Annotated in this window: 9 protein-coding genes; 6 read left to right on the top strand and 3 right to left on the bottom strand. The window is 69.2% G+C overall.

What is annotated here, in order from left to right:
- The first annotated feature begins 221 nt into the window (after nucleotides 1–221).
- Nucleotides 222–1,730, top strand: a complete 1,509-nt coding sequence (locus ACFUPX_RS09000) for a SulP family inorganic anion transporter (protein WP_383318392.1) — start codon at nucleotides 222–224, stop codon at nucleotides 1,728–1,730.
- A 95-nt stretch (nucleotides 1,731–1,825) separates the two neighbouring features.
- Here the strand turns inward: ACFUPX_RS09000 and ACFUPX_RS08995 are convergent, their stop codons facing one another.
- Nucleotides 1,826–2,269, bottom strand: a complete 444-nt coding sequence (locus ACFUPX_RS08995) for a winged helix-turn-helix transcriptional regulator (RefSeq protein ID WP_383318388.1) — start codon at nucleotides 2,267–2,269, stop codon at nucleotides 1,826–1,828.
- A 209-nt stretch (nucleotides 2,270–2,478) separates the two neighbouring features.
- Here ACFUPX_RS08995 and ACFUPX_RS08990 point away from each other — a divergent pair, with 209 nt between their 5' ends.
- From ACFUPX_RS08990 to ACFUPX_RS08970, 5 genes are all read left to right on the top strand, one after another.
- Nucleotides 2,479–3,384 (top strand): NADP-dependent oxidoreductase, encoded by a 906-nt coding sequence (locus ACFUPX_RS08990; protein WP_383318385.1) that lies wholly within the window; start codon nucleotides 2,479–2,481, stop codon nucleotides 3,382–3,384.
- Between the two features lie 490 nt (nucleotides 3,385–3,874).
- Entirely contained in the window at nucleotides 3,875–4,387 is a 513-nt protein-coding gene (locus ACFUPX_RS08985; protein ID WP_383318381.1) for an Lrp/AsnC family transcriptional regulator, read from the top strand.
- A 282-nt stretch (nucleotides 4,388–4,669) separates the two neighbouring features.
- Nucleotides 4,670–8,257 (top strand): indolepyruvate ferredoxin oxidoreductase family protein, encoded by a 3,588-nt coding sequence (locus tag ACFUPX_RS08980; protein WP_383318378.1) that lies wholly within the window; start codon nucleotides 4,670–4,672, stop codon nucleotides 8,255–8,257.
- A gap of 96 nt (nucleotides 8,258–8,353) precedes the next feature.
- Nucleotides 8,354–8,908: a DoxX family protein gene (locus ACFUPX_RS08975; RefSeq protein ID WP_383318375.1), complete on the top strand. Its 555-nt coding sequence runs from the start codon at nucleotides 8,354–8,356 to the stop codon at nucleotides 8,906–8,908.
- 215 nt (nucleotides 8,909–9,123) lie between these two features.
- Nucleotides 9,124–9,312 carry a hypothetical protein gene (locus tag ACFUPX_RS08970; protein WP_383318372.1) on the top strand — a complete coding sequence of 63 codons (189 nt, stop codon included), beginning with the start codon at nucleotides 9,124–9,126 and terminating at the stop codon, nucleotides 9,310–9,312.
- Between the two features lie 47 nt (nucleotides 9,313–9,359).
- Here the strand turns inward: ACFUPX_RS08970 and ACFUPX_RS08965 are convergent, their stop codons facing one another.
- Entirely contained in the window at nucleotides 9,360–9,503 is a 144-nt protein-coding gene (locus ACFUPX_RS08965; protein WP_383318369.1) for a hypothetical protein, read from the bottom strand.
- A gap of 290 nt (nucleotides 9,504–9,793) precedes the next feature.
- Nucleotides 9,794–11,824, bottom strand: a complete 2,031-nt coding sequence (locus tag ACFUPX_RS08960; RefSeq protein WP_383318366.1) for a hypothetical protein — start codon at nucleotides 11,822–11,824, stop codon at nucleotides 9,794–9,796.
- Nucleotides 11,825–11,855 lie beyond the last annotated feature (31 nt).

Genomic DNA, 11,855 nt, shown 5'->3' with positions numbered 1-11,855 from the left:
AGACCGATGTCTGCAGGAAAGAGCGTGCGCATGCCTACGACGACTCGCGCTGCCGCCTGCACGCCGTGACCCTTTGCCCCACAGCCCCCGCAGCCCCCACAGCAGCGCCTGCTGTCCTGTGGACTCCAGATCGCCGCTGGAGGGTCGGACCGGCCCTTCCGCGTCTTCCCGCACGTATCGGTGACGCCCGGCGTGCCCGACCGTGACAGGTACTGCCTCTCTTGTCTGCTTCCACTGCCGTGTCCACCACCTCGCGGCTGCGCGGCCTCAAGCCCGACTGGATCTCCGATCCGAAGGTGTGGCGCACCGAGGTCCTCGCCGGCCTGGTCGTCGGGCTCGCCCTGATCCCCGAGGCGATCTCCTTCTCGATCATCGCTGGGGTCGACCCGGCGATCGGCCTGTTCGCCTCCTTCACGATGGCCGTGACGATCTCCATCGTCGGCGGGCGCCGCGCGATGATCTCCGCGGCGACCGGTGCTGTCGCCCTGGTGATCGCTCCGCTCAACCGTGAGCACGGCTTTGGGTATCTCGTCGCGGCCGTGATCCTGGCCGGTCTCTTCCAGATCGTCCTGGGCGCGCTCGGCGTGGCGAAGCTGATGCGATTCGTGCCGCGCTCCGTGATGGTCGGCTTCGTCAACGCCCTCGCCATCCTGATCTTCATGGCGCAGGTTCCCGAGATGCACGACGTGCCCTGGGCCGTCTACCCGCTCATCGTCGGCGGGCTCGCGCTGATGGTGTTCTTCCCGAAGGTCACCAAGGTGATCCCGGCGCCGCTCGTCTCCATCGTCACTCTCACCCTGATCACCGTCGCTGCCGGAATCGCGGTCCCGACCGTCGGCGACAAGGGCGAGCTGCCCTCCTCCCTGCCGGTCCCGGGCCTCCCCGACGTGCCGTTCACGCTCGACACGCTCATCACCGTCGCCCCTTACGCGCTCGCCATGGCCCTCGTCGGCCTCATGGAATCGCTGATGACCGCGAAGCTGGTCGACGACATCACCGACACGCGCTCCAACAAGACCCGCGAGTCCATCGGGCAGGGCATCGCCAACATCGTCACCGGATTCTTCGGCGGCATGGGAGGCTGCGCCATGATCGGGCAGACTATGATCAACGTACGGGTCTCCGGTGCCCGCACCCGCCTGTCCACCTTCCTGGCGGGTGCCTTCCTGCTGGTGCTGTGCGTCGTCTGCGGCCCGGTCGTCTCCGACATCCCCATGGCCGCCCTCGTCGCGGTGATGGTGATGGTGTGCTTCGCGACATTCGACTGGCACTCCATCGCTCCCACGACCCTCAAGCGGATGCCCGCCGGTGAGATCACCGTCATGGTCATCACCGTCGCCATCGTGGTCGCCACCTCCAACCTCGCCATCGGCGTCGTCGTCGGATCGGTCACCGCCATGGTGATCTTCGCCAAACGCGTGGCGCTCCTGGCCGACGTCACGTCGGTCACCGACCCCGACGGCGGCCGGGTCGTCTACTCCCTCACCGGCGAACTCTTCTTCGCCTCCTCCAACGACCTGGTCGCCCAGTTCAACTTCGCCACCGACCCGGACAAGGTCGTCATCGACCTGTCCGCAGCCCACATCTGGGATGCCTCCTCCGTCGCCGTCCTCGACGCGATCGAGACCAAGTACAAGCAGCGCGGCAAGAGCGTCGAGATCGTCGGCCTGAACCGGCCCAGCGCCGACCTGCACAAGACACTCAGCGGTGAACTGACCGCCGGGCACTGACCGGCAGCAGCCGCTCCGCATCTCCAGGACATCCACGCTGGCGGTATCTGTTCGGGGCTTGTGTCGGGTTCTTGTGTCGGCGCACGTCCGCCGCATCATCCGCGATGCAGAGCCCCGCCTAGCTGCTCGTCCGGTGCGGCACGCTCCGGCGCAGGTTCGGGTCTGGCGAGGGAAGAGGCGCCGTCCTCGTGGGCGTCGAGCAGCTCGTCCCAGTGCTCGGTCGCCCACCGGCACGCGGCCTCAAGTGGCTCCAGCACGCTGCGGCCCAGCGGTGTCAGCGCGTACTCCACCCGCAGTTTCGGGTCGGCGTACTCGGTGCGTGACACGAACCCGTTCCGCTCCAAGCCGCGCAGCGACTGGGTGAGCACCTTCGGGGTGACGCGGCCCAGTGGCACGCGGAGCTCGGAATATCTGCGCGGACCGTCGTCCAGGCAGCGCAGGACCATGGGTGCCCATTTGTCACCGAAGCGGAAGTGCAGCAGCGGAGACGGGCACAGCTCGTCGAACAAGTCGGGTGGCAGCGGCGGCCGTCGCGTCATCGAGGATCTCCCGTTTGCGGTGTTGTATCCAGCTGGTGACTTGGTATCCAGCTGGTGACCGACCCACTGGATATCTTCCGGAGCATCGACTCCACGGAAGGTATTCCGGCGCAGGCAAGATTGCGTGGCTGTCGGGGCGGACGCACCGCCCGCCTGCCCGGTCCGCACCGGCCCCTCTGGCCGTACCCAGCAAAGTAAGGCAGGACACGATGCGCGCAGCCCGCTTCCACGAGTACGGCCAAGCCCAGAGCTTGGTGATCGAGCAGGCCCGCGACCCCCACCCCGGGCCCGGTGAGATCCGTGTCCGCGTCGCGGCGGCCAGCGTCAACCCCATCGACTGGAAGCTGCGGGCCGGCGCCCTGCGCCAGCTCATTCCCCTGGAGCTGCCCGCCGTTCCCGGACGTGACGCCGCCGGTCTGGTCGACGAAATCGGTGACGGAGTGCAGGGGGTGAGCGTCGGCGACCGCGTCTTTGGGCTGGGCGGTGTCACCGGCGCAACCGCAGAGCTGGCCATCCTCTCGGCCTGGGCCCACACCCCAGCCGCCTGGAACGACGAGCAGGCCGCGGGCGCCGGCCTCGCGTCCGTGACCGCAATGCGCGGCCTGAACGCACTCGGCCGTCTCGCGGGGCGCACCCTCCTGATCGAGGGCGCCGCCGGAGGCGTGGGCAGCGCGGCAGTCGAGATCGCGGTGGCACAGGATGCCACCGTGATCGGGACAGCCAGCGCACGCAACCACGAGTTCCTTGCCTCTCTCGGCGCCGTTCCCACCACCTACGGCCCCGGCCTCGCGCAGCGCCTCGGCGCTCTCGTTCCGCACGGCGTCGACATCGTGCTCGACACCGCGGCCTCCGGATCACTGGACGACCTCGTCGCCATCACGGGCGACCCGACGCGCGTCGCGACGGTCGCCGACCACGCAAGGGGGCAGCGCCTGGGCACTCATGTGGTCAACGCGGCCAACGACTCCACCCTGCTGTCCGCGGCGGCGGAGCTGGGGCGCCAGGGCCGCTACACACCGCGTATCGAACGGACCTATCCACTGGAGCAGATCGCCCACGCCCACACGCACGCCGAGCAAGGACGCACCCGCGGAAAATCCGTGATCCTCATCTGAGACAGAGGCACGGCACAGACGCGCCGGACCGCCAAGCGATGATCCTGGTGGGATGGCGCTGACCGTCCGGCGCCGGACATCTGCCACGGAGGACACGCGTGCCCGACCGGAACGGCGCCGTAGCCCGGGGGAAGATTGGTGTGTTCACCGCCTACTGCAGAGGGACGCAAACTCCTGCAGAGGGGCGCAAAAGCGCCCGTCCTGGGTCAACCGCTGACGGCCGTCGCGGTGCCTTCACCACCTGAGGAGAGCAGTGAACGGCATGGAGCCCAGGGGCTTCTGCTTCGAGCGGCCACGACAGGTCAAGAAGTACTGAGCGACGTCCGGACGGGCCGCTTCCCAGCCACCCAGCGGTGCGCCACCGATCACCCCCACGACTCCCCCGCACCACCTCGTGCCATTGGAGCGGAAGTTGGGATGATGAGGCGCCCGCCAAGGCCGACCGCGCGACGGGAAAGCCACTTCTTCACCGGAACACCACGAGGTCACTGTGCCCGCTCTCGACATGCTGGACATCTCCCTTCTGCGCGAACTGCTCACCCGTCCGAGAGCGGGCATGCGCGAGTTCGCGCGCACACTCGGCATCGCCCGCGGGACGGTGCACACGCGGATGGGCCGTCTGGAGCGGCTCGGAGTGATAGCCGATCACGCGCCGCGGATCTCACCGGCGCAACTCGGTTTCCCCATCCTGGCGTTCGTCCACCTTCATCTGGCGCAAGGGCAGCTCGCACGGGTGACCCGGGCCCTGGTCCTCGTCGACGAGGTGCTCGAAGCGCATACGACGGCCGGGGAGGGCGACCTGTTGTGCCGTGTCGCCGCCCGGGACACAGAGCACGTGGAGGAGATCATCCAGCGTTTCCTGCAACTCCCCGGTGTGGTGCGCTGCCGTACCGAGATCGCCCTCAGCGAGCGGGTGCCGAGCCGTATCACCTCCCTGCTGTCCCTGGTGGCCCAGGATCTCCAGGCCGACGAGACGAAGCCGTCCGGACCCGCGTCCCACTGATCGCGCGGGCGCGTACAGAGACAGAAGAGGGCGACTGCCACCACACGGTCAGGGCGATCACGGCTGTCCGAAGGTGAAGGTTCGAGCACGGATCGTGCGAGGAGCCGACGGGGCGGGGCGTGGCACGACACCGCCCTACGCCGATGGATCACATGGCCCGGTCGAGGAGGCCTTGTTCTGGTCCATTGGACCAGTTGCCGACGTCCGGGCCATGCCAGGAGCCCATCCTGTTGCGACCGTGCCCAGCGCGTTCCGCGTTCCCGGACGATCAACAGGAGCGAGATGACGACCTTCGTCAGTGCCGACTTCCGTCCCCACGACGGCGAGCGCGACGGTGCGCCTGTCGACCCACGCCGGCGGTACGAGGCGACGGCCGGTCATGTCCAGCTCACCGGGATCCAGGCACTGGCGCGCTTGCCGATCGATCAGCACCGGCGCGACCTCGCCGACGGAAACGACGTCGCCACCTTTGTCTCCGGCTACGAGGGTTCACCGCTCGCCGGATACGACCTGGAGCTGGGACGCCTGCGGTCGCTGCTGGATGCCAACGGGGTGCGCCACGAGCCCGGGTTGAACGAGGAGGCCGCGGCCACCGCGGTGCAGGGCAGCCAGTTGGTCAACACCCTTGACGGTGCCACCCACGACGGTGTGCTCGGCATCTGGTACGGCAAGGCGCCCGGCCTGGACCGGGCCACGGACGCCCTGCGGCACGGCAACCTCATGGGCGCCCATCCTGCGGGCGGCGCCCTGGTGCTGGTCGGTGACGACCCGGCCGCGAAGTCGTCGAGCGTGCCCTGCTCCTCGGAGCTGGCACTGATGGACTTGGCCATCCCGTTTCTCAGCCCGACCGACTCCCAGGAGGTGCTGGACCTCGGCCGCCACGCGGTGGCCCTGTCGCGCGCCAGCGGTCTCTGGGCGGGCTTGAAGATCGTGACCGCGGTCGCTGACGGCTCTTCGCTCGTCGACCTCGGCGCCGAACCTCCGGCGCCGAACCTCCCGCCGGGTTCGGGCCGTCACCAGCCCACCGCCCGGCTCCTCCAGCCCACCCTCGGGCCCCTGGAACGGGACTTGATGACCACCCGGCTGCGGCTGGCCCGGGAGTACTGCCGGCTCAACCGGCTCAACCGGGTCGAAGTACGGGGAGCCCACGACGTCATCGGAATCGTGGCTTCCGGCCGTACTTACCGCGAACTCCGCGCCGCGCTGGACCGCCTGAGCCTGACCGACGCACACCTCACCGAGGCCGGCGTCCGGCTCCTCAAGGTCTCGATGCCCTATCCCATGGACGCCGAGACGATCGTCGAGTTCGCCGAAGGCCTCGACCAGATTCTCGTCGTCGAGGAGAAGCGGTCCTTCATCGAGACCGCGGTGCGAGAAGCTCTCTACGGCCGCGCGGGCGCCCCTCAGGTCCTTGGCAAGGCGGACGAGCACGGTGCGGAGTTGATCCCGTCCTACGGCGAACTCGACGCCGACACGCTCGTCCGTCCACTCGCCCGTGCGTTGAAGGCCCGTGGCGTCCCGGTGGAGCGGCAGGGCTTCGAACGGGTCGAGGGACGCACCCAGCTCCCCCTGGTCACCCTCCCCAAGCGTGCCCCCTACTTCTGCTCCGGGTGTCCGCACAACAGTTCCACCAAGGTGCCCGCGGACTCGCTGGTCGGCGGCGGGATCGGCTGCCATGCCATGGTCCTGCTCATGGACGAGGACCAGGTCGGCACCGTCACCGGGCTCTCCCAGATGGGGGGTGAGGGCCTGCAGTGGATCGGCATGGCTCCGTACACCCGACGCGAGCACTACCTACAGAATCTGGGCGACGGCACCTTCGACCACTCCGGCTCGCTCGCGGTCAGGGCCGCCGTCGCCGCCGGAGTCAACATCACCTACAAGCTGCTCTACAACTCCGCCGTCGCGATGACCGGCGGTCAGAGCGCGGTCGGTGCCATGGACCTGCGCCAGATCGTCGACGTCCTACGCGCCGAGCAGGTGGCGCGGATCATCGTCACCACCGACGACGTGCGACGGACCCGGCGCACACGGCTGCCGCGCGAGGTGTCGGTGTGGGATCGCGGCCGGATGGAGGAGGCGCAGCGGGAGCTGGCCTCAGTCCCCGGCGTCACCGTGCTGGTCCACGATCAGGAGTGCGCCACCGAGAAGCGGCGCAAATGGAAGCGCGGAAAGCTCGACAAGCCCGAGACCCGGGTGTTCATCAACGAGCGCATCTGCGAGGGCTGCGGCGACTGCGGGCGCAAGTCGAACTGCCTGTCGGTGCAGCCGGTCGAGACCGAGTACGGTCGCAAGACCCAGATCCACCAGGCGTCGTGCAACGTCGACTACAGCTGCCTCAAGGGCGACTGCCCGGCCTTCATGACGGTCACCGGCGTACAGCCCGCCCAGGGCGCCGCCGGCGACACGGCACATGATCCGCGCGTGCGGGGTGAAGCCCCCTTCCCCGAGCCGGCTCCCACCGTCCCTGCCGACGAATTCGGCGTACGGCTGACCGGTGTCGGCGGTACCGGCGTGGTGACGATCTCACAAGTACTGGCCACCGCGGGGCTGTTGGCCGGCTGGACTCCGCGTTCACTGGACCAGACCGGACTGGCGCAGAAGGGCGGCGCGGTCGTCTCCGACATCCGGTTCCACCGCTCGGGCAAGGGGCATACCAACAAGCTGGGTGTCGGCGAGTGCGACCTCTACGTCGGCTGCGACATCCTGGTGGCCGCCGACGAAGCCAACCTCGCGGTGGCCTCTCCCGACCGGACCGTGGCCGTCCTCAATACCGCGCAGGTCGCCACCGGTCACATGGTCGCCGACGTCCGCCAGACGTTCCCCGATTCCGCCGCCGTGCACGAGCGGCTGCTGGCGCGGGTCCGTCCCGGCGCGGAGGTGCTGGACGCCCGGGAAACGGTGTTGGCGCTGCTGGGCGATGATCAGTACCTGAACACCTTCCTGATCGGCGTCGGCTTCCAGCTGGGCGCCCTCCCTCTGCCGGCCGAGGCCGTCGAGGAAGCGATCAGGATCAACGGTGTCGCCACGGAGGCCAACCTCCAGGCATTTCGTTACGGGCGGCTGTGGGTCGCGGACCGCACCGCGGTGACAAGTGCCCTTCAGACGGCCGATCCACGCCCGATCGACTCGCAGTTCGCGAAGGCGGACACCGATGGCACATCACTCGATGGCCTTCTGGCTCGCCGGGTCGAAGAGCTGACGGCCTACCAGAACGCCCACTACGCGGCGCGCTACGCCGCGCGGGTTCGTACGGTCCGTGAGCGCGAGCGGGAGGTCGCCCCCGGAACGGAGGAGCTGACCACAGCGGTGGCCAGGAACCTGTTCAAACTCATGGCCTACAAGGACGAGTACGAGGTGGCGCGCCTGGCCCTCGACCAAGGTGTCGCGGCCGAACTAACAGAACGTTTTGGCCCAGGGGCCCAGGCCCGGTGGAATCTGCACCCCCCGGTGCTGCGCGCTCTCGGGATGCAGCGCAAGATCCGCCTGGGCGGCTGGTTCCGTCCCGGTTTCACGGCCCTCTACGGCATGCGCGGCCTGCGAGGCACCGCTTTCGATCCCTTCGGCAGGGCTCAGGTGCGCAAGGTCGAGCGAGCGTTGGCCGAGGACTACGCCGAGCGTGTCTCCCACCTGCTCGCCGGTCTGACCGCGGCCAACCACGAGGTGGCCGTACAGATCGCCCAGCTTCCCGACCTGGTGCGGGGGTACGAAGAGGTCAAGCTCCGCAGCGTCGAGACATACCGTGCGCGCCTGCGGGAGCTGACCGAGCGCTTCGACCGCGGCGCCGGCGAGGGCCAGGCCGACCTCGCCCCGGTGGCCCGCGGCGCGGCCCCCTCGCCCCGGCCGGCGCCGCGTACGCCGAGGCAGTGACAAGTGCGCTGCGGAACGGATCACTGAAGGCCGAACATCGATCGCTGCGGGCGAAAAGCCGTTTGAGAATGCCCATTGCGGGAGACCGGTAGGCGCATGGCTGTTCTCAGGAAATGCGCCCGCCCCTTGCTCGCGTCCGTCTTCCTCACCGGAGGTGTGAGCGCCCTTCGCGACCCCAAGCGGGTGGCCCCGGCGGCCGAGCCGGTAGCGGCTCCTCTGGCCTCACGGATCCCCTGGCTCACGGAGGATCCCGAGCGTCTGGTCCGCATCAATGGCGCCGTCCAGGTGGGTGCCGGCGCGATGCTGGCGACCGGACGCCTGCCCCGTGTCGCCGCGCTCGCGCTGGCCTGTTCGCTGGTGCCGACCACCTTGGCCGGGCATGCCTGGTGGAAGGAGGAGGACAAGGAGCGGCGAGCGGCGCAGCGCACGCAGTTCACCAAGAACCTCTCGCTGCTCGGCGGGCTACTGATCGCGGCAGCCGACACGCACGGCAAACCGTCCGTCGCCTACCGCACCCGGGCCGCCGCGGCGTCCGGCCGCCGAAGCGCCGGGCACGCACGGCGCGAGGCCACGCACGCGCTGCACGACGCCGCCAAGTCCGCCCGCGCGATGTCCGAGAGCGCGCAGCACTCGGTCGCGCGGCGCTTGTGAGACTTACGGGCGGAGGCCGTCAGTAGGGCCTGTCCCCCACCGGCGGCCGTCGGCGCCTCGAAGGCGTTGAGCTCTCACAGCGTCTCGCCCCGCACCGGTGGGTCGCCGAACACACCCTGCGTACGCGTGATCGGTGCCGATCGGGGCACTCGTCGGGGATCGGCGCGGCCACCGGAATCGCCTGTGGTTCGCCGTTCATCGGCAGGAGAAGACAGATGCTGGCATTCGCGGCGGCCGTGCTGTTCGTCATCGCCTTCATCATCAACGCTACCGAGACGTCGACCGAGGCGGTCTTCAGCCCCACGAGTCTCATGCTCGTCGGCCTTGCTCTTCTCGCCTTGCACTCGGGCGGCATGGGAGCGGCGTGGTCCGCACGCGGAAAGGGACGCGGGCGCCGGCGCTGAGCGTCGTCCGGACCTCGCCGGCTCCGGCGCCTACCCTGGGGACGCCGTCAGGCTCTCTCGTCGTACCAGATCGCTGTCCCGTAGGCACGCCATCCGCCGTGCCGACTGCTGCCACCGACCCATTCGGCCTTGACACCCACGACTTCGTCGGCGCCGTCCTCCGCCGCGTTCGCAGCGAGCGAGGAGAACACCGCCTCCAGCGTGTCTTCCTGGGTTGACCAATAGATCGTGCGGTGACGCCAACCGCAGTTGCGAGACGCCGTGTCCACCGTGGCAATCGGTATGGGGAAGACCAGTTCTTGTCTACTCGTTGACATTCCATGATCTTGTCAACGGTCCAGCACTTTTCGCCAGCCCCCAAGAGACGAGCCCGTTCGGCCGCGGTGCGCCGCCGACGAGGACGCGCTGGTGCTCCTCCCGGCACCGGTCTGGCCGGGCTCGACGAGCACCCGGCCAGACCTCGCTAGCTGGAGTGCTGGCCTCACAGGCTCGTGGGCCCTTCGAGGGCTTGCAGCGTCCCACCGGGCAGCCGGTCGTTGCCCCAGCTGCGCTCGATGTAGCCGATGATCCGCGTGACGTCTTCGGCGGGCACCCGCTCCGGTTCGCCGTGTTCGAGCGGGTCGGCGTGGAAGATGTACAACCGCGAGGCGAACTGGTCGAACGGCAGTGAGGCCTCGCCGAACCGCTCGCCGTTGCCCGCGGTGGAGACGACGACGCCGTCACCCCAGTCCTGGCCGCTGTCGTTGTTCGGGTTGAAGAAGTACACCCGCATGACGTCCTGCGGGTCCGGCGCGGCCCGCAGGATCGTGATCGCGTGCCAGCCGACGTAGCGGGCGGCGCTGTCGGTGACGGCGACGCCGGCCGGCTGCGGATGGATCAGCGGCTGCCCGCCGTTGTAGGAGGGGTGGTAGCTGGCGTGGAACTGCCGCAGGAACTCGTCGAGGTCGACCAGGTTTCCGGTCGCGACGTCGACGTTGATGTGGAACCCACGGGGCGCCCACCAGCCGTGGAACTCGGGGTTGATCCACCGGTGCGGGTCCCCCGGCCGCGCGGCGCAGCGCCGCCCCATCTCGGCGTAGATCCGGTCCAAATGGGGCACCACGAGCAGCGACACGGGGTCCAGGTCCATCGGCAGCGTGCTCGCGACTCCGCCCACGCTGTCCTTCGACGAGATCGGCTGACCCTCGAAATGCATGAGGATCTCGTCGTCGCGGGCCGCCCAGACCACCATTTGCAGCAGGTAGTCCGGGTCGTTGTACGACCACATCGACAGCGCGCGGGCCGACTGGCAGGTGGGGTTGTCGCCCTGGCCGACGCCGAGCGGCTGGCCCAGCATCGAGAGCACCCCCGCGACCAGACGTGCCTGCGGTCCCGGCGCATCGCCGAAAACCGTCGTCAGCCGCTCCTGCGCGACCGGGGAGAGCTCGAGCGCCAGTTGGCGCCACAGCGCGGGCACCAGCGGCGGCTCGTAGAGGATGCCGCGGTCGAGCAGCAGCGCGAGCCCGTAGACGCTTTGCGCGGTCTGCGGGTGTACCGCCACCTCGATCAGCCGGTGCACCAGTTGGCTGTAGCGCAGCAAGCAGTTCCGGCCGGTGTCGGAGAGACCGAGCGCCTCACCGACGAGGTAGTCGCTCTCGCGCAGGAGGAACCGGAGCAGCTCCGCGTGGTAGGGCGACACCAGGCCGGTGTCGTGCATCGCCCGCGCGAACCCCGTCGCCTCGTACTGCAGGCCGCCGGTGTCCATCGCCTCGAGCCGGGAGCGGAAGACGTCGACGCCCGGGTCGTCCCGGCACGCCTCGGTGGTCCCGAACAGACTGGTGATGAGCCGGTCGATGCCCTGCCCGGACGACACGCCGAGAGCGACGTCCGGGTCGTTGCGGTAGACCGCGATCCGGGTGATCAGGGACTGCACCGCCTCGACCTGGATCGGACGCTGGCGCAGGATTCGCCAGATCTCGTCGACCAGGTTGTCCAGGACGCTGTCGTAACCGATCTCGTCGGCGAGATGGCGGAACAGGTCCCGGATCAGCTGTGCGGTCCGGCCCTGCTGGGTTCGCTCCGCCTCGCTGGGCGGGGTGAACAGGAGCTCCAGGTTCGTCGCCAGTACCTGGGACAGGAACTGGCGGGCGTCCTCGGCGGGCAGCGTCGGATGCGCGAAGTCGCCACGGGCGACAGCGAGCATCCGCAGCTCGCTGGTCGCCTCCATGACTACGGTGTCCGCTTCTCCGCTGTGCAGGCTCGCGCTGACCAACGCCGGGATGAGGATCTCCGGTGAGGCCCAGTCCGTTCCCTGGAAGAGTCCGGCTTCCTCAAGGGCCTGCGCCCTGGCCTGGACCGCCGCGGCACCGCCCGGCTGAACGAGCACCCGCCGCAATGCTTCCAGGACCCGCCGCAGCTTCGTGTGCTTGCCGAAGTCGCGGGTTTCGGCCATGGCCTGGATGGCGTCGTCGAGTGAGGTCACGCGCTTGTCCAGCGTCGTGGCCGCATCGCTGACGTCGACAGTCGGTTTCAAAGGGTTCCCTCTGGTTGGCCTCCTGCGTCCA

The organism is Streptomyces sp. NPDC057302 (assembly GCF_042667685.1).
Classification (GTDB): domain Bacteria; phylum Actinomycetota; class Actinomycetes; order Streptomycetales; family Streptomycetaceae; genus Streptomyces.
Note: the sequence above shows the minus strand (reverse complement) of the source record. Positions and strands in the feature narration are given on the sequence as shown.

Coding starts and splice junctions, on each gene's coding strand:
- ACFUPX_RS08980 (WP_383318378.1), top strand. CDS start 4,670: ATGACGACCTTCGTCAGTGCCGACTTCCGTCCCCACGACGGCGAGCGC.
- ACFUPX_RS08990 (WP_383318385.1), top strand. CDS start 2,479: ATGCGCGCAGCCCGCTTCCACGAGTACGGCCAAGCCCAGAGCTTGGTG.
- ACFUPX_RS08970 (WP_383318372.1), top strand. CDS start 9,124: ATGCTGGCATTCGCGGCGGCCGTGCTGTTCGTCATCGCCTTCATCATC.
- ACFUPX_RS08975 (WP_383318375.1), top strand. CDS start 8,354: ATGGCTGTTCTCAGGAAATGCGCCCGCCCCTTGCTCGCGTCCGTCTTC.
- ACFUPX_RS08995 (WP_383318388.1), bottom strand. CDS start 2,269: ATGACGCGACGGCCGCCGCTGCCACCCGACTTGTTCGACGAGCTGTGC.